The organism is Providencia sp. 2023EL-00965, from assembly GCF_033550225.1.
GTDB classification, from domain to species: domain Bacteria; phylum Pseudomonadota; class Gammaproteobacteria; order Enterobacterales; family Enterobacteriaceae; genus Providencia; species Providencia manganoxydans.
The window spans coordinates 363,263-385,669 of sequence record NZ_JAWUEH010000002.1 but is presented as its reverse complement, the minus strand read 5'-3'; the positions used below and the strand labels follow the sequence as shown (position 1 = coordinate 385,669).

Below are 22,407 nucleotides of genomic sequence, written 5' to 3'. Positions count from 1 at the left end.
TAAAAGATACCGCTGGCGATGAAAAATTCGTCAGCGATCACATTAATCATAAAAGGATTGTTTAATCAGGGAACATTCTAATTTCTAACTTAGTACCTTCTGATTGCTCAATAAACTTATACAACGTCTCTCCCCCTTCAAACATTAAGCTGATTTCTAACTGTTTAGAATTTGGCCAATGATAATCCGCTTCAATACAACCGCCTTGACTACATTTCACCTTAATATTTTTATTGGGTACCAATTTTTTAACCAAATTATAGCGATCTTCACTATCAAGCTGCTTATAACGCTCAAAGGCAACAGGTATATTTGCATTAGCAAAATCACATTCGATCAAATAGCCATTCTCATAAATATCATCAGGTTGTTGCTGTGGGGTGTGACAATACTTATCCATTTCAGCAGATTGAGTGAGCTCTTGCCCAATACTTTGGTGATTAAAACAAAATAACAAAAAAACCAGCAGTGGATAGTTATTCATTATCTTGCTCTTTTTTCTGATTCAAACCATATTCACGCAATTTGTTTGCAATTGCCGTATGAGATACCTCTAAACGTTTTGCCAATTTACGCGTACTTGGATAATCGCGATATAAGCGTGATAGTACCGATGCTTCGTAACGTTTAGTAATTTCATCCAATGATCCATTTAAAGAATCTATTGCAATAGCGGGTAAGCTGTCCGTATCCGGTAAATCAATATCATGGGCATTTAATACATCACCTTCTAACTGCGTTAAGCCTTGATAAATTGCATTTCGTAATTGTCTAACATTGCCCGGCCAATAATAACGGCTTAAGTAATCAATCAATGATGGTGTTAGTCGGGGTTTGGCAATATTCAATTCTTTAGAAAAGTTAGTAACGAATACTTCAGTGAGGGGTAAAATATCTTCTTGTCTGTCTCGTAGTGGCGGAATAGTCAGTGTTAGCACGTTTAAGCGATAATAAAGATCTTCTCTAAACTTTTTCTGTGCAACCAATTCAGGAAGATTTTTCTGTGTCGCACAAATCACTCGTACATTGACCTTTACTTCACGCTCTTCTCCTACACGCCGAAATGTACCATCATTGAGAAAACGTAGTAATTTAATTTGCATCTGTGGTGACATTTCGGCAATTTCATCTAATAAAACGGTGCCACCATTTGCCTGTTCAAAAAAGCCTTTTTTGCCATCAAGCGCATTTGGATAAGCGCCTGCCGCATAACCAAATAATTCACTTTCTACCACATCATCAGGCATTGATGCACAGTTTAATCCTAAAAAAGGTGCATTTCCTCGGGCACTGTGTAAATGGCACGCTTTTGCTAGCAAGTCTTTACCCGTTCCGGTTTCACCAACGAGTAATAATGGCTCATCTAACATGGCAATACGCTTTGCACGTTCGATGACATGTGACATCGCAGGGCTACTCGCAACAATCAAATCAAAGCCATCCACATCAACACCAACAATTTGCTGACGCTGTTTTTCTAAGATAGCGGCTGATTTAAGTAATAATACCGCACCAGTGCAATGTGATTTACCGTTTTCATCGTCCAAAATAATTGGAGTAACTTGCATCAAATAATCATTGCCTTTTACAGTCACCCTTTCGGTATAGGCTTCAGGCTCTTCTCGCTCAAACCAGCGCTGTAGCCCGTGATTATTGACTAAATTTGAAAAAGTTTTCTGTTTGATTTTGTTTTCATCAACACCAAATAATTGCAATGACATTGGGTTGACTAATTCAATATTTAGTTTGTTATCAATAGATAGGACAGGCTCTGGGAATGAATTTAACAAAGCCCAAACAGCTTTATGCTCTCTCTCTGAAGGCATAAAGAAAATACGCCGAACATCAATGACACCGTTAATACGGCGGATCTCTGCCATCAGTGTACTAAATACCTGAAAATCAACGGGGGTAAAATTAAGGTAGATCCGCCTTTGCGCTGATATTTCAATGCCTTTAAGGTCAATGTTTTGCAAGACGAGCAAGTCTAATAATTCACGAGTGAGACCGATACGGTCTTGGCAAGTCACTTCAAGGCGCATGGATTAAGAACCTTTAACGGAAATAGAAATAGTTATTAAATATTTTAGCGTATTTACAGCTGGAATACAGCAGATGTGTCACATATTATTGACAGCAATGATTTACAGCCAACAAATGACAAAGAAATTATTATAATAACGATGGAAAATAAAGCGTTATGATGAAATGAAAAAATGACGTTCTTTTCTACTGGCAAGTGTTGTTTACTATCAACGCAACCTGCCAGCAAAAGGTTTATTTCGTGCTTTTTTTACTAGGCACTGCATTTTTAAGTTGGCTTAATAGCTGCCCGCGAAAATCAGCTAAACGTGGTTTATCATCGATCCAAGGCAATGGGCGACATAACTCCATCGCTTTAATACCCAACCTTGCCGTTAATAAACCGGCTCCAATACCTTGCGCGGCACGAGTTGATAAACGTGCAGTAATATCCTGAGACAGCCAATCCATACCGACCTCACGAATTAATTCAGACGCCCCCGCAAATGCAATATTGATTAATACCATTCTAAACAAACGAATACGGCTATAGTAACCGAGTTCAATGCCATAAATGGCAGCAATACGATTAATTAAACGGATATTCCGCCATGCAATAAAAGCCATATCAACAATTGCTAGTGGGCTAACTGCGATCATCAGTGCTGATTCCGCAGATGACCGGCTGATTTCTTTACGTGCCTGCTCATCTAAGATCGGCTGAACTAGTTTGCTATATAATTCGATGACTTCGCGGTCGTTATGCGTTTCATGTATTGTCGTTTGCCAGCGCTGTATCGCGGGGTGTTGTTCTGAAAGAGCCGATTGTTTGGCCAATTTTTCACAGAATGCTTTACCCTGCCCCATACCATGGCTATGCAGTAATTCCCTCGCGATATCACGTTCTTGCGCTCTTTCTCTTAAGCGATATAAACGACGCCACTCTGTGATAACAGAGCCAACACCAGCAACAACAATTAAACCACCAGCGGCGGCGGTACCTAACGCGGTCCAATCTTGAGTAACCCAAGAGGTATGGATCCATATGCCTAATTGAGCGATAACACTGACACCAAACACACCTATCGCAGCACCAACCAGTCGACGCCAAAAGCTACGCTTAGGTTTCAAAGCTTCATTAATTAAGCTTTCAACTTCGCCCTCTTGAACGTCTTGTTCTGCTTCAATTTCAACAGATACAAAATGATGTTGCTCTTGCGGATCAAAGTATTGCGCTTTTCGCAATTTTTCATCATGTTCAGCCGCTGCCTGCTCAGAAAAATCGACTCTTGGCTTAATGGGCTCACTCATTTTAATTTATCTCCCAATAAGAACTCTAATGCACTATCCATTCGAATATGCGGTAGTGGCTGATCAAGGGGTATTTGCCGAGGACGGAAATTTTCAAATTCAAACTGCTGTTTTTGCCAAAATTGTTCATTTGGCAACCGCTTAGGAACCTCACCTGGATAAAAGGTCATCGTTTGGCCATCGCTCAAGCGCTCTCCTTTTAACGCAGGCAATTTTTCTCCTCGATAATCGATAATACCGCTGTCTGTCGCTTGAATAGAAGCCAAACCGATACAATCCATACTAATCCCTTCGAAAGCCGCATTTTGCCAAGCCTCTTGAACTAGCTGCTGTAACAATGAAACTAAATTAGTATGTTGATCGGGGGTAACATGATCCGATTTACTGGCCGCAAACAGTAATTTGTCAATGCAAGGTGAAAACATGCGCCTTAACAAAGTACGTTTACCATAATGAAAACTACGCATTAATTGAGTTAATGCCATACGCATATCATTAAAGGCATCAGGACCGCTATTTAATGGTTGTAAACAATCAACCAATACAATTTGGCGGTCAAAACGCTGAAAGTGATCTTTATAAAACCCCTTAACTACATTTTCACAATAATATTGATAACGACGCTGAAGCATACCAATGTTGGTCTGCTTATCGGCTTGAGCCAGCTTCTTTTCACCGTATTTTTCGATATTTGGCCACGGAAAAAATTGCAATGCAGGCGCTCCAGCCAAATCTCCAGGAAGCACAAAACGCCCCGGTTGAATAAAGTGCTGCCCTTCCGCTTTGCATTGCTCTAAATAAGTTGTATAAACTGCTGAAATTGCAGCGAGTAAATTCTCATCTGCCGGTGCAAATGGATCACATGACTCACACAGTTGTAGCCATGATTGTGCTAATTGGCTACGTTTTCCTTTTTGTAGCGATGCCATCTGTGCCGACCACTCAACGTAATGTTGATCAAGCATAGGAAGATCAAGCAACCATTCCCCGGGGTAATCAACAATTTCTAAATATAACGAAGAATTATCAACAAAATGACGGAAAAAGGAGTCCTCTGAGCGGTAATGTAACTTCAAACGTATTTCGCTCACACCACGGGTAGGTGTTGGCCACTGAGGAGGATCTCCATATAACTGAGAGATGCCCTCATCATAAGTAAAACGTTGGATTGAAAAATCACGCTGTGGGATACGTTTAACACCAAGTAAACGCTTATCGCGCGCAGCGGAAAATAGCGGTAAACGCGCACCACTATTGACATTCAATAATTGGTTAACAAGGGAAGTAATAAAAGCCGTCTTTCCACTACGGCTAAGTCCAGTTACGGCAAGCCTGACATGACGATCAACACTGCGATTCATCAAGTCGGTCAATTCATTTTGTAGCCGTTTCATAATTCTCCCACTCGCTCAATAATATTGATATCTAATTTAACATATACTCTAAATAATTCGAGGTTCAGGTAGGCGACAAGTCAAGATAGACGGGGAAGTATAGATAAACTATGCGACTCGGTAAACGTTGCATCGCCACTGATACCTTGAAGAAAAGCCCTGTAACTTGCCGTATGACGAGTATCAATTCGCTCATCACGAATTGCAAGAATGCAAGAATGCAAGAATGCAAGAATGCAACCATAGTCGCTATTTTTTAACGGGTTAGACGTTTTGTTAGGTAACTGATGACCCATTTGCTGCCAACGATTTTAATCACTTTGCCAATGACTCCACCTGGGCCATAGGTCATCGCTAATGTTACAACGACCTTCAATACCTTACCGACAGCCTGCTTTTTCACTTGCTGCTGGAATTTGCGTTTGATATGAGTATGCATTGTTTTACCGTATAAATTTCAATAAGTAATCATGTTCTACATAATTCGCGGTACAGCGAAGCAACAAACAAACGAGCCGCTAGGCGTATAGAAAACACGGTAGCTGACGCGAATGCCCCTATTCACCATACCTCAACGTAAAGCACTGCAACTTAGAGTATGACGCGTATACGTTTTAGGGAATAATGATTTCCATTATCCCCCGAAAACGCAGATGGGGGTGTTTGAATTATAAATCACGAAACTTACTATTTACCGTATAGGTATCAGAAGTCACATAACGCTCTATTTGGCGTAAACGTAATTCCCCTGATTTTAATTGAGCATCCACCTCATTAAATAAACTGGTCACCTCTGCACTAATATCTTGTTCGGCACGATAGCCACTTGGCGCATTAGGAACAACAAAGCACATAACAATATAGATGACCAGTGTGATACCAAAGCTCATAAATAGAGCCAATACTGTCAATGCTCTGACCAATGCAACCGGTACGTCAAGATATTGCGCAATACCGGAACACACACCGCCAAATACTCGGCGATCAGTTAAACGATATAATTTACGGTTGCGAAAATGAGTCATTATTTTTGCCTCCAATTTGGATGTTCCGCATCCAGAATATCTTCTAACGTTTTAATGCGTTGTTGCATACGTTGTGATTGCTCAGCAAGCTGCATTAAGCGCTGAATTTCATTTTCTGTTAGCTGGCTCTCCTGACCGCTTTTTTGTTTGCTGTAATGCAGCCACAACCAAAACGGTAGAATAAAGATAACAAAAATAATTAATACGAGAGACAGAAAAACATAGCCCATCACATTTCCTTATATCAAATGGTAATATTATCTTTTTCCCCTAATGCAGCATTAGGGGAATTATCATAACTATTCTTTGTTAGTATTAATTTTAGCTTTAAGCGCCGCTAATTGCGCGCTAATTTCATCGTCTGCTTTTAGTTCAGCAAACTGCTGATCTAAAGATTTCTGTTTGCCGATACCATAACTTTGCGCTTCACCTTCCATATGGTCAATACGACGCTCAAATTGCTCAAAACGTGCCATTGCTTCATCCAGCTTACCGCTATCTAATTGGCGACGAACATTACGGCTTGATTGTGCAGCCTCTAAACGAACCGTCATCGATTGCTGTTTAGCGCGCGTTTCTTGCAATTTATTTTCTAGCTCAGTGATCTCACCTTTCAAACGAGCTAAGGTTTCTTCAACAATAATATGCTCATGTTTCAGTGTATCAACCATTGCGCTCACTTTTTGTTTTTCAATCAGTGCAGCGCGAGCTAAGTCTTCTTTATCTTTAACCAGTGCTAGTTCAGCTTTTTCTTGCCAATCTGCCACTTGCTTTTCGCCCATTTCAATGCGACGTTCTAAGCCTTTTTTCTCAGCTAAAGTACGCGCAGAGGTTGAGCGGATCTCAACTAGCATATCTTCCATTTCCTGAATCATCAGGCGGATCATTTTTTGCGGATCTTCTGCTTTATCTAGCAAAGATGCGATGTTTGCATTAATGATGTCGGCAAAACGTGAAAAAATACCCATTATTTATTTCCTCTTGATGGATTATATCATTCAGTAGAGCCTCAACCCGATTTTGGCTTCCCACCAATACGTGATGCTCCGTTTAACTATTACATAAAACATATAGCAAGCAGCATGCCAACTTTCAATAAAACTCATTAACCATATGAATAAAAAGAAATAAATTATTTTTATATCATTTTCTCGTACAGTAAACTATAGTTGAGATCAGGTCAATAAAACCAACTGTTGGTGAAAATAACCATGAAAAATACTAACGATACCATTATTGGTAATTCATCTAATTTCTTAGATGTCCTTGAACGTACCTCTGAGTTAGCCAAACTTAACAAACCTATTTTAGTGATTGGTGAACGAGGTACAGGTAAAGAGTTGATTGCCGACCGCTTACACTTTCTATCCCCCCGCTGGCAAGAGCCTTTTATCTCTCTTAATTGCAGTGGACTCAATGAGAATTTACTTGATTCTGAGTTATTTGGTCATGAGGCAGGTTCTTTTACTGGTGCCCAAAAACGCCATCAAGGCCGTTTTGAACGGGCAGATAAAGGTACTTTATTTCTAGATGAACTCGCCACAGCCCCCATGTCTGTACAAGAAAAATTACTACGCGTCATTGAATATGGTGAATTAGAGCGTGTTGGCGGCAGTCAATCTCTCAAAGTTGATGTACGACTCGTTTGTGCGACTAATGCAAATCTCCCTGAATTAGCAAAAGAAGGTCGTTTCAGAGCTGATTTACTCGATAGGCTTGCCTTTGAAGTGATCCGCATCCCACCGCTACGTGAACGTGTCTCCGATATTATGTTGCTAGCTGAATACTTTGCGATAGCCATGAGTGGTGAACTCAAACGCCCTTATTTTAGTGGCTTTAGTACAAAAGCTCGACATGCTCTCGAACACTATTCTTGGCCGGGAAATATTCGTGAACTAAAAAATGTTGTCGAACGCTCAGTGTATCGTCATGGTGAAAGTGAAGAACTTGTTGAGACGATTATATTTGACCCCTTTGGTGAAAAATTATCTGAGCTTGCAGGCCCCAAACAATCTGAATTTGATAATATCTCCCCACTACCTTCACTTCCTTGTGATTTACGTTTATGGCAACAACAAAGTGAAAAACAATTAGTTGAGCATGCGTTACAGCAATGCCAATTTAATCAACGTAAAGCAGCTCAGCGATTATCATTAAGTTATGATCAAATTAGAGGATTAATTAAAAAACATCAAATTGAAGTAAATAACATTTAATGAGTAAAATTTAAATGCTAGGTTAATATTAACCTAGCTAAAATGATAGAGATTATATTGATTGCTCCCTACTTGAAATTTCAGAGTAAATACTGAAATACATTGAAAAAACTAGAATTAAATATAATACCGCCATAAATTTTAAGTGACTTAGCGGCTATTTAGACTATGACAGAGATTATTTACACTATAATATTGTTATTATTTATATACCATCCTATTATTAATTGGTAAAATAACTTGCTAATTATATCCATCAACAACTATAAGTAAAAACACTTAGCCACATAATAAACATTAAAATTAAAATCGAATAATCACCTTACTTTAATTAATGCTAATAATTAATTTTATGACTTTATGAACATTTCTTTTCTGACTACATTAAAGGGTAAAAAAATGACTGCCTTAAAAAAAATGATATTATTTTTTTTATTTATGGGTATTAGCTACTCTAGTCATGCAATGGATATTATAAAATTACTTTCTAAGTGTGACAATTCATTCTTTAAACAAATAAATCAAAATAAGCAATTTACCATGATCCCCGATGCCATCAGTCCATCAGAATTATTCAGTGACAACGGCATTTCAATTCCTTTACAGCATACCACTGAAGAAGGTATTGAGATTGATCATTTTATTGCCATCGCTATCGACCTCGATCGCTATAAAACCATCCCTAGCGATAATATAAGTGGCAAATTCTATTTTTGGGGATTTGAAACCTCACAAGCAGAGCTTGATGTTATACAACGTGTATCAACCAAACTCCCTCTAATTGAAGGGGGTGGATATTATGTCGCTAACTCCATGATGCGTAATACCAATGAAGATCCTTGGCAACATAATTTAGCGCCAGTCAGTGGTATTGCACCTACAGGAAACTCAGCTGAGAAGCTGTTCTTTATAGAAGCAAACAAGGAAAATGGAACGGTTAAACTAATGTGCACATTACAAGGAAATGTTAATGACGAAGACCTAAAAGCTATTGGACTTATTCATTAATAAATTTAATAAATCAACCAAGTTTTAGATAAAAAAAAGCCAGCACCCATGCTGGCTATAAAAAAAACACTGGAAGCAATGTGAGCAATGTCATGCCTAGACCTAAGCTTTTGCTTAGGCGGCAAAGAGAATGATAATAGTTATCAGTAGTATTTGTAAAGCGCTTTAATGAGATTTTTTCTCATTAAAGAATAACAGTTTGATATTTAAACAATTAAATTTTATTTCGTGTTTCGCTCGCTGATTCAACAATCTCGATTTGCTCCATACTCTAACGAATTCCTGTTGCTGGTAAACAGGTCGCTATAAGCACACAGATTTAGGTGGCTAGCGCCAGTGAATGCAGCCACCATCCTTAATAAAAGGCACTACAACTTGAAGTAGAGTGGGTATAAAAAATAGCTAATATTTTGCTTATACCCTGTCGACCCATTTTTAAGCTACAATAGGTCATTTCAGGTTAACGATATCAGTGATATGCGCCTAATAACTCTTTGGCTTCTATTTACTCTTTCACTAACAGCCCAAGCTCTTAGTGGCAATGTCTCATACAGAGATACCGTAGCGAATGATGTTCCTAAAAACATTCGGCAAAATGGCTTTATCTACTGTGTTAATGGCATTGTCACGACATTTAATCCACAGCTAGTGAGTAGTGGCCTGATTGTCGATCCACTTGCGGCACAAATTTATGACCGCTTGTTGGATGTAGACCCATTCACCTATCAGCTAATTCCTGAAGTCGCTTCTCACTGGAAAGTGCTCGATAACGGTGCGACTTATCGGCTAACACTGCGTAAAGATGTCAAATTTCAAGAAACGCCTTGGTTTACTCCTACGCGCAATATGAACGCAGATGATGTTGTCTTTAGTTTCTCACGCATGTTTGAAGTCCATCATCCTTATCATTATATTAATGGTGGCCGTTATCCCTATTTTGATAGCTTACAATTCGCCAATAGCGTGCAAAGTATTCGCAAACTTAATGACTATACCGTTGAGTTTCGTTTAAATGCGCCTGATACCTCTTTTTTATGGCATTTAGCTACCCATTACGCACCTATTTTATCGGCTGAGTATGCGGATTACCTTTCGAGTATCAATCGCCAAGAAATGATTGACTGGCGCCCTGTTGGTACAGGGCCATTTCGACTTGACGATTACCAAGCAGGCCAATTTGTACGTTTGATGCGTAATAATAACTACTGGAAAGGTGAACCACGCATGCAAGAAGTGGTTATTGATATGGGTGCCGGGGGAACAGGTCGTATTTCCAAACTGCTAACCGGAGAGTGCGATGTATTAGCTTACCCTGCTGCGAGTCAATTACCTGTTTTACGTGATGATCCACGATTACGTATCTCAATGCGCTCAGGCATGAACATTGCCTATTTAGCCTTTAATACCAGTAAGCCCCCTTTAGACCAACTGAAAGTGCGTCAAGCTATTGCTTACGCAATTAATAATGAAAGATTAATGCAATCTATTTATTACGGAACCGCAGAAACCGCAGCTTCAATCCTTCCACGTGCATCTTGGGCTTATGATAATCAAGCTAAAGTGACGGATTATAATCCTGAGTTGTCGAAAAAAATGTTGCAAGAGCTTGGTCTTGAAAACCTCAAACTCGACCTTTGGGTTCCTGTTTCTTCACAATCCTATAATCCTAGCCCACTAAAAATGGCAGAGCTGATCCAAGCAGATTTAGCTCAGGTGGGGATCATTATGAATATTCGCTCTGTAGAAGGACGCTTTCAAGAAAATCAATTGATGGATCGCTCTCATGATATGACATTGGCCGGTTGGGCTACCGACAGTAACGATCCTGATAGCTTTTTTCGTCCATTATTAAGCTGTGCAGCGATCGCCTCGCAAACTAACCTAAGCCATTGGTGTAGCCCAACTTTTGATGAAATATTACATAAAGCGTTACTCACTGAGCAATTAGCTGAACGAATTGACTACTATCATCAAGCTCAACAAATATTGAGTCATGATCTTCCCGTGTTACCTTTGGCTTATTCATTACGCTTACAAGCTTATCGTTTTGATATGAAAGGATTAGTCATTAGTGCATTTGGTAATACCTCATTTGCTGGTGTTTATCGAGATATGAATGAAAATAGCCCCCAAAATGACCGTAAGCAGGAGCAGCAACCATGATTATTTACTCGCTGCGTCGCATACTATTATTGTTCATCACGCTATTTTTTCTTTCTTTGGTCAGTTTTAGTCTGAGCTATTTTACCCCTAATGCACCATTGAGTGGCGCTTCACTTTATGATGCTTATTTATTCTATTTTGATGGCTTATTGCACTTCGATTTTGGTGTTTCTAGTATCAATGGTGAACCTATTTCAGATCAGCTAAGAGATACCTTTCCAGCGACCATGGAGCTATGTATCTTAGCTTTTATGTTCGCTTTAATTGTGGGGATACCATTAGGTATGATTGCCGCTTTTTGGCGTAATAAGCCCGCAGATATCGCGATTAGCACATTTGCTTTACTCGGCTTTTCAGTACCCGTTTTTGTATTAGCATTAGTTCTAACGCTGTTCTTCTCACTGCGTTTAGGCTGGCTTCCTGTTTCTGGAAGAATCGACCTGCTCTATAATTTAGAATCTGTAACTGGGTTTGCATTAATAGATGCTTGGCTTTCTGATTCACCTTATCGCCAACAAATGATCATTAATGTTTTGGAACATATGATTTTACCTGTATTAACATTGGCTTTAGCACCTACGACAGAAGTTATTCGCTTAGTTCGTAATAGCACCGAGGAAATTGCTAGTGAAAATTATATTAAGGCCGCTGCAACACGTGGATTATCAAGATTAACAATTATTCGGCGACATATATTTCACAATGCAATCCCCCCAATTATTCCAAAACTGGGGCTACAATTTTCAACGATGTTAACCCTGACAATGGTTACAGAGTTAGTATTTAACTGGCCAGGGCTTGGTCGTTGGCTGGTAACCGCCATCCGCCAGCAAGATTATTCGGCTATTTCTGCTGGCGTGATGCTAATAGGGGCTTTAGTGATCACCGTTAACGTATTGTCTGATATTTTAGGGGCGATGATGGATCCGTTGAAACATAAGGATTGGTATGTCCTCAGATAATTTTTATCGTGAACAGAAGATGCCATCCCCAACACGGGTGGTTTGGAATATTTTTTCTTCTGATATCATTTCTATGATCGGTTTCTACGGGGTACTATTTCTATTAATACTGTGCTTCGTAGGGCCGTATCTTGCGCCTTATACCATTGATCAGCAGTTTTTAGGCTATCAGTTATTGCCACCATCATGGTCTCATTACGGTAATGTCGCTTTTTTCCTTGGAACTGACGATCTAGGGCGAGATATCCTGAGTCGTTTGATCATTGGCACAAAATCCACTTTTGGCGCAGCACTCCTCGTGACATTTATTGCCACCTTAGTTGGCCTAATACTTGGTTGCCTTGCTGGTATGACCCGCGGTTTAAAATCTGCGGTTTTTAATCACGTACTTGATACCCTACTGTCTATTCCATCATTGCTACTTGCCATTATCGTTGTCGCTTTTATGGGAGCAAGCTTACAAAATGCCATGCTTGCTATCTGTTTGGCGTTGATCCCACGTATGGTCAGAACAATTTATGTCGCCGTTCATGATGAATTAGATAAAGAATATATTGTTGCTGCACGGTTGGATGGTGCATCAAATATTTTTATTTTGTGGTATACCGTATTACCGAATATTACCCCGATCCTTGTTACTGAGCTGACACGAGCGCTATCCATTGCCATTTTAGATATTGCTGCACTAGGGTTTCTTGATCTTGGCGCTCAGTTACCTTCTTCTGAATGGGGAGCGATGTTAGGCGATACTTTAGAGCTGATTTATGTTGCACCTTGGTCAGTGATTTTACCCGGTGCTGCAATTATGATCAGTGTCCTGTTCGTCAATTTGCTTGGTGATGGATTGCACCGAGCTATTAATGCGGGAGTTGAATAATGCCTCTGTTAGACATCCGCAATTTGACCATTGAGTTTTTGACGGCTAATGGCCCTGTTAAAGCGGTCGACCGTATTTCCATGACCCTATCTGAAGGGGAAGTACGTGGATTAGTGGGTGAATCAGGATCAGGCAAAAGTCTTATTGCTAAAGCCATTTGTGGTGTCACTAAAGACAATATTCGAGTGACCGCTGACCGTTTTCGTTTTCAAGATATTGATTTATTAAAACTTAGCCCACGAAAACGACGCAAATTGATCGGTCATAATATCTCAATGATATTTCAAGAACCGCAATCTTGCCTTGACCCTTCTGAAGACATCGGTAAGCAACTGATACAAGCGATCCCCGGCTGGACTTATAAAGGCCGTTGGTGGCAACGCTTTAATTGGCGAAAGCGTCGCGCTATTGAATTATTACATCGTGTAGGCATTAAAGATCATAAAGATATCATGCGTAGCTACCCTTATGAACTCACCGATGGTGAGTGTCAAAAGGTAATGATCGCGATTGCTATTGCCAATCAGCCACGCTTATTGATTGCTGACGAGCCCACAAATGCTATGGAATCAACCACTCAAGCGCAGATTTTCCGTTTACTCGATAAACTAAATCAAAATAATAATATGTCCATATTATTAATTAGCCATGATATGGAACTAATGTCCAAGTTAGTGGATAGAATTAACGTGCTTTATTGCGGGCAAACTGTTGAAAGTGCGACTCCTGAGGATATTCTACAACGTCCACACCATCCCTATACACAAGCGCTTATTCGTTCAATTCCTGACTTTGAAAGCCCTATTCCTCATAAAGGACGCTTAAATACGTTACCTGGAGCCATCCCATCATTAGAGCATTTGCCAATTGGTTGTAGGCTTGGCCCGCGTTGCCCTTATGCACAACGTACATGTATTGTCGCCCCACCACTGCGTAATATTAAAAACCACCTATTCGCTTGTCATTATCCGCTGAATACGGAGGAGCAATCTTAATGGAGGCACTACTTGAGGTACGTAACCTCACAAAAACGTTTCGTTTTCGTGAAGGACTATTTCGTCGTTATGAATTAGAAGCGGTGAAACCACTCAGTTTCAATTTGCAAGCAGGACAAACCTTAGCCATTATTGGTGCTAACGGTTCGGGAAAATCAACACTTGCTCGGATGTTATCAGGCGTCACAGAGCCAACCGCGGGGGAAATTATGATCCGTGGGCATCAGCTCAACTATGGCGATTATGGCTATCGTAGTCAGCGAATACGCATGATATTTCAAGATCCCAGTACTTCATTAAACCCAAGACAACGTATCGGCCAAACACTTGAGTTACCTTTAAAACTCAATACTGAGTTGACAGGTATTGAACGAGAACGGCGTATTATTCAAACCTTACGCCAAGTTGGTTTATTGCCTGACCATGCAGAGTATTACCCACATATGCTAGCTTCTGGGCAAAAACAACGTGTTGCATTAGCTAGAGCGCTAATTTTACAACCTGAAATTATTATTGCTGACGAAGCATTAGCTTCCCTAGATATGTCGATGCGCTCGCAAATAATTAACCTAATGCTCGAATTACAAGCAAAGCAAGATATAGCCTATATTTATGTCACACAGCATTTAGGTATGATGAAACATATTAGTGATAAAATGTTGGTAATGGATAAAGGCGTTGTCGTTGAGCGCGGTAATACTGCTGAGGTATTAGCAGCTCCGCTGCATGATGTTACTCGCCGATTAATTGAGAGTCATTTTGGTGAACCTCTTTCAATCGATGCATGGCGTCAGGATCTTTGACTGCTCCGACAAGCGCAGCAAAATATCCTTCTTGATATAATACATGGTAATATATAGCCGATTCATCAATAAGAGATGCGAAAACTACCCAAGACACGGTGTCTTCTGTTATATTCGCGTTTTCAATAGAAAATAAACAAGGATAATGCTATGGGTTTTTTAACCGGCAAACGCATTCTAATCACTGGCGTTGCCAGTAAATTATCAATTGCATACGGTATTGCAAAAGCAATGCGTGAACAAGGCGCTGAATTAGCGTTTACTTATCAGAACGAAAAACTGAAACCACGCGTTGAAGAGTTCGCGGCATCTTTAGACTCTAACATCGTTATTGAATGTGATGTGGCGGTTGATGCAAGTATTGACGCTCTGTTTGCTGAATTAGGAAAATCATGGCCTAAATTTGATGGCTTTGTGCACTCAATTGGTTTTGCTCCAGCAGATCAATTAGATGGCGACTATGTTGATGCCGTTACCCGTGATGGTTTCCGTATTGCTCACGACATCAGTGCATATAGCTTTGTTGCGATGGCAAAAGCATGTCGTGACATGCTTAACCCAGATGCAGCTTTACTTACTCTGACTTACTTAGGTGCAGAGCGTGCGATCCCTAACTACAATGTCATGGGCTTAGCTAAAGCTTCATTAGAAGCTAACGTGCGTTATATGGCGAACGCGATGGGTCCTCAAGGTATCCGTGTTAATGCTGTTTCTGCCGGCCCTATCCGTACATTAGCAGCATCTGGTATCAAAGACTTCCGCAAAATGCTGGCACACTGTGAAGCTGTAACACCAATTCGTCGTACTGTCACCATTGAAGACGTTGGTAACACTTCAGCATTCCTTTGCTCAAACCTTGCAGCCGGTATCACTGGTGAAGTGGTTCATGTTGATGGTGGTTTTAGCATCGCGGCAATGAATGAATTAGAGTTGAAATAAGTTATACTCTAGTTCGATGACGCCATCTTCGGATGGCGTTTTGCTATCTTGGGACTAGCGCGCAATAGCCACATTTGCTTTGATATGCTTAAGATGAACGACAATCGTGAAAGTGACAATCACTAATAACGACCACGCTCCCCATTTACCTGCATGCACAACTGACCATGCCCCAATCTGATTAGGGTACTGCCAGACCCCAAAAAATGTTCCAAAATTTTCAGCTAACCAAATAAAGAAACCAATTAACATAAATGCAAGTAATAATGGCATCTTACGTTCTTTATCTAACGGAGTATAAAAAACCATACTTCGTGCATATAAACCAAAAATAAACGCGGTAAGATACCAACGATAATCTTCAATATAATGATGACTAAAAAAGTTAATATAAATGGCTAGTGCAACAAGTGTCGCCATCCAATAGGGTGGATAATGTTGAATACGTACTTTAAAGAAACGCCATGACTGAATAATATAACTCCCCACCGCTGCATACATAAAGCCAGTAAATAAAGGGACACCCCATAATTTAGTATAAGCTTCATCAGGATATTGCCATGACGCGATCGTTGCTGATGTTTTGAATAGTTCCATAATAAAACCGACCATATGAAACACACAAATCGCCTTTAGCTCATCCCAAGTTTCCAGTTTTGACCACACTAGTAGAGCTTGAAAAATAACAGCAAAAACTAACAAAACATCGTAACGCGGTACCCCTAAAATCCCTTTTGCAGGCACTAAAAAAAGTGCTAAGAAAAAGAAACCGGCAAATAAGCATGATCTGGCATTAATCAACCCAAAAAACCAAAACTCTAAAACAAAACGTTTTAACCCTGTAATGTTATGAGGTCTATGCGCCATTAACAGATCATCAAGCCTACGAAGAACATTCAGCTTCTGGTACTCACTATCCATTCAGTTTACCTACACTTATTTTGAGCATTTATTTTTGATGTGGCGTTTTTGACTCAAATTTTAGCAGGTATGAAACTAAAAAAGATAAGAATCACTCTTAATAATTGATTCAAGAGGATAACCCCTCATGCCCTTACAAACTGATAGTAACACTGACATCTTAATACAAATTTTTTTATTTAAGCATGATATACTGTGATTCACTGGATTTAAGCTTGCTCGTTATCATTGCCAACATAACTATTTTTAGGGGTTTTATGATGAAATTGTATTATTCTCCCGGTGTTTGCTCCCTTTCTCCTCACATCATTTTGCGTGAAACAGGTCTGGATTTCAGCATTATACGTGTCAATTTAAAAGACAAAAAAACTGAAGATGGTGAAGATTTTTTAGCAATTAACCCTAAAGGCCAAGTCCCTGTGTTACTTTTGGACAATGGTGAGCTGCTAACAGAAGGCGCGGTGATTGTGCAATACCTAGCAGATCAAAAACAAGACAGGAATTTAATCGCACCCGCTGGCACGCTAAAACGCTATCATCAACTCGAAGCACTCAACTTTATCTCAACAGAACTTCACAAGAGCTTTGCACCTTTATTTACTCCGGGTACACCTGAAGACTATAAAGACATTGTTAGAGCGAATCTCGTTAAAAAATTCCAATATGTTGATGATGTATTGGCAAAAAGAGCTTTCTTTGCTGATGATAATTTCACCGTTGCTGATGCTTATCTATTTACAGTAACTAACTGGACTAAATTAGTTGGTGTTGATATTTCTCACCTTAAGCATTTAAGTGAATACTGCGGGAAAATAGCTAAACGACCTAAAGTACAAGAAGCATTGTCTGCGGAAGGCTTAATTTAATAGAGCCGTAGCGCTCCGTTTTTGTGAGCGCTACGGGTTTTACTGGAAGCCCTATTTAGTCAATTTCAGTTGCGCAAAATTTGTGTTCTGGCTTCACCATCTTGTCTTGAGCGGCCACCAACTGAAGTTCATACTCTCCCATTTTCTTAGTTTGTATCATCACTTCATACACAGCAGCAGCAACATGCTCTAATGCTTTAGGTAAACTTTCACCTTTTAGTAGATTAACCAACATCAATCCACTAGTTAAATCCCCAACACCAACTGGCTGTTTTTCACCAAAATCCACCAGCGGACGGCTCACATGCCAACTATGTTCTTCAGTCACTAAGATCATTTCAAAGCGGTCAGCTCTGTAACCCGCTCGGCTCAAATGCTTCACTAAAACAATCTTAGGGCCTTGACGACATAGCTGACGAGCAGCCTGTACTGCTTGCTCAACAGTTGTAATTGTTTCTCCTGATAAGGTTTCTAACTCAAGCAAATTAGGCGCAATAACATCACTTGCTTGTAACGCTTGTTGGCAAAGAAACTCCGCGACACCTGGAGCAACAATACAGCCTTTTTCTGGATGTCCCATAACAGGATCACAAAAATAGAGTGCTTGTGGATTAACTAACTTAATTTGCTTCACGATAGACAGAATATCGTTACCTTGTTCAGCAGAACCGATATAACCACTTAACACTGCATCACAAATTTCTAGCTTATGGATCTTCGCTAACCCTTGCACAATATCCGTTAAATGTTGCGCAGGAAATACAGTACCAGTCCATTGAGGGTACTGAGTATGATTGGAGAATTGAACAGTATTTAGCGGCCAGACATCGACCCCCATTCGGCACATAGGAAATGCAGCAGCACTGTTTCCTGCATGACCGAAAACAACATGGGATTGAATTGAAAGAACACTTTTCATGGGAAACCCAAAAGAATTGTAAGTCGAATGAAGAGAAATCAGTGATTAGCCATAGTGGAATAGACGTTCACCATTCTTTGTATTGCGGTAAGCAAATAGAGCATCCCAGCAACAAGCAAAAAATCTACTCAGAATCTGAGTGCTCTTAGTGATGCTACCATAAAAAGTATGATGACTAGAAATAGCCCGAAGTTTTCTTCGAGCTATTCTCACCATGGTTAGTCAGAGCTATTTCCAGTTGATCAAGCAGTCGTTTTTCTTACCACGACGGATCAGGGTGAAACGCCCAAACAAGCGATCTGTATCTGTAAATACATACATTGGGTCAGTTTGTTTTTGACCATTCACAGCAACAGCATTTGAGCTAATTGCCGTTCTAGCTTGACCACGAGAAGGCGTTAACTCAGAATCAACCAGTGCTTGTTGTAAATCAGCACCCGAATCCAGAGTAATACATGGCATGCCATCTTGTGCGAGCTGTTCAAAATCAGCTTCCGTTAAGTCAGAAACCGCACCAGAGAATAAACTCTCAGTAATACGACGAGCCGCCGCTAAGCCTTCATCACCATGAACTAATCGAGTCACATTTTCAGCGAGAACATATTGTGCACGAGGCGCTTTACCGCTGTTTTTATCTTCTTCTTCAAGTGCATTAATCTCACTGAGTTCCATAAAGGTGAAGAATTTCAAGAAACGATAGACATCAGCGTCTGCGGTATTAATCCAGAACTGGTAGAATTTGTATGGGCTGGTTTTCTTAGGATCAAGCCACACAGCACCACCTTCTGTCTTACCAAACTTAGTGCCATCTGCTTTCGTAATCAGCGGTACTGTCATCCCAAAGACTTGGTTTTGGTGTAAACGACGAGTCAGATCAATACCTGATGTGATATTACCCCATTGGTCTGAACCACCAATTTGTAACTCCACACCATGTTCTTTATTCAGGTTTGCAAAGTCATAACCTTGCAGTAAGTTATAAGCAAACTCAGTAAACGAGATACCAACATCATCACGATTTAGACGCTGTTTAACGGCTTCTTTATTAATCATTTGGTTAACAGAAAAATGTTTACCAATATCACGTAAGAAAGTCAGCACATCCATTTTACCAAACCAATCGTAGTTATTGGCTAATGTTGCGCTGTTATCGCCACAATCAAAACTCAGAAAAGGAGAGACTTGGTTACGGATTTTTGCTACCCATTCTTGGACGGTCTCTGCGGTATTTAATTTACGCTCAGAGGCTTTAAAACTTGGATCACCAATCAGACCCGTTGCGCCACCGACCAACGCCACAGGCCTGTGCCCGGCTAGTTGGAATCGTTTTAAACACAGCAAGGGAACCAGATGCCCCAAATGCAAGCTGTCAGCGGTAGGATCGAAGCCACAATAGAGAGAGATAGGGCCTTGCGCCAGTCTCTCTGCTAACGCATCCTCATCCGTTACCTGGGCAACGAGGCCCCGCTCTTGCAATTGTTTAATCAGGTTATTGCTAGACATCAATGACTCCATCAGTTGTATTTTGTCTATCTATACTTTAAATCATCCAAAGCACAGCTAAGCAACAAGTGAAATAGCTACTCTTTCTTAACGAAACACGCTGCGACTTGAAGTATGACGAGTATATTTTTTATTAAAAGTGCCACAAGACCGCCACCTAGCGGTTGTTCTCGTGAACATAGCTTGTCAGTTTTCGTAAACGAAGCTATAGCATAAAGCGCCTAGCTTTTAAGTGCCAGTTAAAAAAACGTTTTATTATGGTGCTAATCTATCAATTTTCCAACCATCCTCTTCTCGTTGGTAAATAAAGCGATCGTGTAAACGATTTGCACCACCTTGCCAAAACTCAACACTATTAAATACCACGCGAAAACCACCCCAAAAACTCGGTAATGGCACTTCGCCATTTTGAAATTTTTGTTTTAGCTCTAAAAACTTGCCTTCAAGAATACTGCGAGCTGAAATGCGTGATGATTGTTGTGATGCCCATGCAGCAATCTGACTATCTTTAGGGCGACTATGGAAGTACTTTACTACCTCAATCGGATTTAAACGTTCTGCAACCCCTAAAAAATTAACTTGTCGCTCAAGGGGATACCATGGAAAGTGTAAGCTTATCTTATTGTTTTTTCCTAACTGCTGCGCTTTACGACTTCCCATATTGGTGTAAAACACCAAGCCTTTTTCATCAAAATGCTTTAATAAAACAATACGTTGATAAGGTTGGCCTGTTTCATCAACCGTAGCAACACACATCGCTGTTGGGTCACTAAGGTTAGCTTCACAAGCTTGCTTCAACCACCGTTCAAATAAGTCAAGAGGATCCGCAGTTAGGTCTGCTCTACGCAGTCCCCCTCTTGTGTATTCACGGCGTAACGCAGCCAACTCTTGATTTTGTACCTCGTTCATCGTATTTCTATTTCCTTAACGCCATCATTTTTCATCAGTATTTGTAGGATAAATAGCACCAAGAACGGTTTCACGCTCAGCCCCCGTTACTGAAGCCAGATTACCCGATAAATTCGCGATAGTTCTTGCAGCAAGCCAAGCAAAAGCTAAGGCTTCCATATCATCACCACTTAATCCATATTTGTCACTCGTGCCAACCTCTGTTCCTGGCAACAATGCAGCAAGCCGATGCATAAGAAATGTATTTTTTGCACCGCCACCACACACAATCAGACGCTCACAACCACCACAAAGCAAAATTTGTTCAGTAATAGAAACAGCGGTCAACTCACATAAAGTTGCTTGTACATCATCAGGAGACACATCGTCAAAACCAGCTAACTGTTGGTCTAACCATTGCATATTGAAATATTCGCGCCCCGTACTTTTAGGTGCAGAACGCCTAAAATAAGGGTCACGTAACATATTTTTGAGCAATGCCTGATTAACCACACCAGAACTGGCCCAATGACCATTTTCATCATACGGTAGTTGTTTATGCCGCCATATCCAAGTATCCATCAACATGTTTCCTGGGCCGGTGTCATAACCTTTAACATAAGCTCCAGGGAAGAGTGCTGTAATATTGGATATGCCACCAATATTGAGTATGACTCGTTTTTCAGTTGGATGTCCTAATACAGCTAAATGAAATGCAGGTACCAACGGAGCACCTTGTCCACCATACGCCATATCTCGCCGTCTAAAATCGCCAACAGTAGTGATACCTGTTAATGCCGCTACCCGATTATTATCGCCAAGTTGCATGGTAAAAGGTGCTTCTCCGTCGGGTTCATGCCAAACCGTTTGTCCGTGACAGCCAATTGCAATGATATCTTTTGCTGCAACCCCTGTTTCTTTTAATAACTGTTCCACAGCCTGAGCATAGAGAGAGCCAAGTTCACGGTCTATTTTACCAACTTCAGACAGTGTTGTTTCTTGGCCTTGGCAAATATTAAGCACTCTTTTTTTTAGTTCCACAGGAAAGCCAATGCTTACGCTTGCTTGTTCAGCAACAAATTTATCACTAATCGCTGCCAGAACGACATCAACCCCATCTAAACTGGTTCCAGACATAATCCCTATATAACGGCCGGACTTTATCATCATCACTGTTCCTTTAGGTTTCACATACTCTATTGGTTGCTTAACTACATACCATTTTCATTCAGCGCTAAACGATTCTTAGACTTCAAAAGATTGTGCTTTGGCTGATACTTTTGTCAACCGAACATTAAAATTTCTCGTGCTAGCTCGCAGAAAAAAATCTTTAAGCAAAATAAGAAAGCCTAAAGTACAAAATACAGACAATGCAATTTACTTTTACGCACTAATACCCATCTCGTTAATTATAATTTATAGTATAATTATCAGACCAAGGTATTTCTCGATGAGATAGTGAAGAAACATCGGTATTAAGAGAATACTTTTTGTACGATGAACATCGAATGATGATTATATCGTGAATTTATTTAAGAGAAGTATTTAACAAAGTGTGCCTTACATTAGGAAATATTTCCTACTTTGAGATATTT

22 protein-coding genes are annotated in these 22,407 nt (G+C 40.2%); 9 read left to right on the top strand and 13 right to left on the bottom strand.

All coding sequences use genetic code 11. The features are described from left to right. Positions 1–61: 61 nt before the first annotated feature. The 8 genes from SC428_RS04710 to pspA form a co-directional block, all read right to left on the bottom strand. Positions 62–484 (bottom strand): hypothetical protein, encoded by a 423-nt coding sequence (locus SC428_RS04710; protein ID WP_070929720.1) that lies wholly within the window; start codon positions 482–484, stop codon positions 62–64. Next, complete coding sequence (gene tyrR, locus SC428_RS04705; RefSeq protein WP_070929721.1) at positions 477–2,042, bottom strand: transcriptional regulator TyrR; 1,566 nt, start codon at positions 2,040–2,042, stop codon at positions 477–479. Before tyrR ends, SC428_RS04710 begins: the two co-directional genes overlap by 8 nt. Positions 2,043–2,277: 235 nt before the next feature. After that, positions 2,278–3,333, bottom strand: coding sequence for a YcjF family protein (locus SC428_RS04700; protein WP_318706097.1), 1,056 nt, complete (start codon positions 3,331–3,333; stop codon positions 2,278–2,280). Next, positions 3,330–4,727 (bottom strand): YcjX family protein, encoded by a 1,398-nt coding sequence (locus SC428_RS04695; protein ID WP_318706095.1) that lies wholly within the window; start codon positions 4,725–4,727, stop codon positions 3,330–3,332. The genes SC428_RS04700 and SC428_RS04695 overlap by 4 nt, the downstream gene beginning before the upstream one ends. Positions 4,728–4,983: 256 nt before the next feature. Then, a complete protein-coding gene (locus SC428_RS04690) occupies positions 4,984–5,166 on the bottom strand; it encodes a hypothetical protein (RefSeq protein ID WP_070929724.1) in 183 nt (60 codons plus the stop codon). Between the two features lie 229 nt (positions 5,167–5,395). Further along, the gene (gene pspC, locus SC428_RS04685; protein ID WP_070929725.1) at positions 5,396–5,752 is read right to left on the bottom strand and encodes an envelope stress response membrane protein PspC; all 357 of its coding nucleotides are present in this window, start codon (positions 5,750–5,752) and stop codon (positions 5,396–5,398) included. Further along, on the bottom strand, positions 5,752–5,982 hold the full coding sequence (gene pspB, locus SC428_RS04680) for an envelope stress response membrane protein PspB (protein WP_140179144.1): 231 nt from the start codon (positions 5,980–5,982) through the stop codon (positions 5,752–5,754). Before pspB ends, pspC begins: the two co-directional genes overlap by 1 nt. 69 nt (positions 5,983–6,051) lie before the next feature. Further along, positions 6,052–6,720, bottom strand: a complete 669-nt coding sequence (gene pspA / locus SC428_RS04675; protein ID WP_070929727.1) for a phage shock protein PspA — start codon at positions 6,718–6,720, stop codon at positions 6,052–6,054. 243 nt (positions 6,721–6,963) lie between these two features. Here pspA and pspF point away from each other — a divergent pair, with 243 nt between their 5' ends. The 8 genes from pspF (at position 6,964) to fabI (ending at position 15,715) form a co-directional block, all read left to right on the top strand. Continuing rightward, positions 6,964–7,968, top strand: a complete 1,005-nt coding sequence (gene pspF, locus SC428_RS04670; RefSeq protein WP_070929728.1) for a phage shock protein operon transcriptional activator — start codon at positions 6,964–6,966, stop codon at positions 7,966–7,968. A 399-nt stretch (positions 7,969–8,367) separates the two neighbouring features. Beyond that, positions 8,368–8,976 (top strand): hypothetical protein, encoded by a 609-nt coding sequence (locus SC428_RS04665; protein ID WP_140186534.1) that lies wholly within the window; start codon positions 8,368–8,370, stop codon positions 8,974–8,976. 477 nt (positions 8,977–9,453) lie between these two features. Then, positions 9,454–11,139, top strand: a complete 1,686-nt coding sequence (gene sapA / locus SC428_RS04660) for an ABC transporter substrate-binding protein SapA (RefSeq protein WP_070929730.1) — start codon at positions 9,454–9,456, stop codon at positions 11,137–11,139. Next, positions 11,136–12,101 (top strand): putrescine export ABC transporter permease SapB, encoded by a 966-nt coding sequence (gene sapB, locus SC428_RS04655; RefSeq protein WP_070929731.1) that lies wholly within the window; start codon positions 11,136–11,138, stop codon positions 12,099–12,101. Before sapA ends, sapB begins: the two co-directional genes overlap by 4 nt. Then, on the top strand, positions 12,088–12,978 hold the full coding sequence (gene sapC, locus SC428_RS04650; protein WP_070929732.1) for a putrescine export ABC transporter permease SapC: 891 nt from the start codon (positions 12,088–12,090) through the stop codon (positions 12,976–12,978). Before sapB ends, sapC begins: the two co-directional genes overlap by 14 nt. Continuing rightward, the gene (gene sapD, locus SC428_RS04645) at positions 12,978–13,973 is read left to right on the top strand and encodes a putrescine export ABC transporter ATP-binding protein SapD (RefSeq protein WP_070929733.1); all 996 of its coding nucleotides are present in this window, start codon (positions 12,978–12,980) and stop codon (positions 13,971–13,973) included. The genes sapC and sapD overlap by 1 nt, the downstream gene beginning before the upstream one ends. Further along, on the top strand, positions 13,973–14,776 hold the full coding sequence (sapF, locus tag SC428_RS04640) for a putrescine export ABC transporter ATP-binding protein SapF (RefSeq protein ID WP_070929734.1): 804 nt from the start codon (positions 13,973–13,975) through the stop codon (positions 14,774–14,776). Before sapD ends, sapF begins: the two co-directional genes overlap by 1 nt. Before the next feature lie 150 nt (positions 14,777–14,926). Further along, positions 14,927–15,715 (top strand): enoyl-ACP reductase FabI, encoded by a 789-nt coding sequence (gene fabI, locus SC428_RS04635; RefSeq protein WP_070929735.1) that lies wholly within the window; start codon positions 14,927–14,929, stop codon positions 15,713–15,715. 54 nt (positions 15,716–15,769) lie between these two features. Here fabI and SC428_RS04630 read toward each other — a convergent pair whose 3' ends face one another. Further along, complete coding sequence (locus tag SC428_RS04630; protein WP_318706084.1) at positions 15,770–16,636, bottom strand: DUF817 domain-containing protein; 867 nt, start codon at positions 16,634–16,636, stop codon at positions 15,770–15,772. Positions 16,637–16,896: 260 nt separating this feature from the next. Between SC428_RS04630 and gstA the strand changes: the two genes are divergently transcribed. Continuing rightward, the gene (gene gstA / locus SC428_RS04625; RefSeq protein WP_070929737.1) at positions 16,897–17,502 is read left to right on the top strand and encodes a glutathione transferase GstA; all 606 of its coding nucleotides are present in this window, start codon (positions 16,897–16,899) and stop codon (positions 17,500–17,502) included. Positions 17,503–17,557: 55 nt separating this feature from the next. On the opposite strand, the gene pdxY is transcribed toward gstA, so the two are convergent. From pdxY to anmK, 4 genes are all read right to left on the bottom strand, one after another. Then, the gene (pdxY, locus tag SC428_RS04620; protein WP_283125830.1) at positions 17,558–18,421 is read right to left on the bottom strand and encodes a pyridoxal kinase PdxY; all 864 of its coding nucleotides are present in this window, start codon (positions 18,419–18,421) and stop codon (positions 17,558–17,560) included. 228 nt (positions 18,422–18,649) lie between these two features. Beyond that, positions 18,650–19,924: a tyrosine--tRNA ligase gene (gene tyrS / locus SC428_RS04615; RefSeq protein WP_070929739.1), complete on the bottom strand. Its 1,275-nt coding sequence runs from the start codon at positions 19,922–19,924 to the stop codon at positions 18,650–18,652. Positions 19,925–20,179: 255 nt separating this feature from the next. Then, on the bottom strand, positions 20,180–20,833 hold the full coding sequence (gene pdxH, locus SC428_RS04610; protein WP_070929740.1) for a pyridoxamine 5'-phosphate oxidase: 654 nt from the start codon (positions 20,831–20,833) through the stop codon (positions 20,180–20,182). 24 nt (positions 20,834–20,857) lie between these two features. Beyond that, positions 20,858–21,979 (bottom strand): anhydro-N-acetylmuramic acid kinase, encoded by a 1,122-nt coding sequence (gene anmK, locus SC428_RS04605; RefSeq protein ID WP_175442583.1) that lies wholly within the window; start codon positions 21,977–21,979, stop codon positions 20,858–20,860. Between the last annotated feature and the right edge of the window lie 428 nt (positions 21,980–22,407).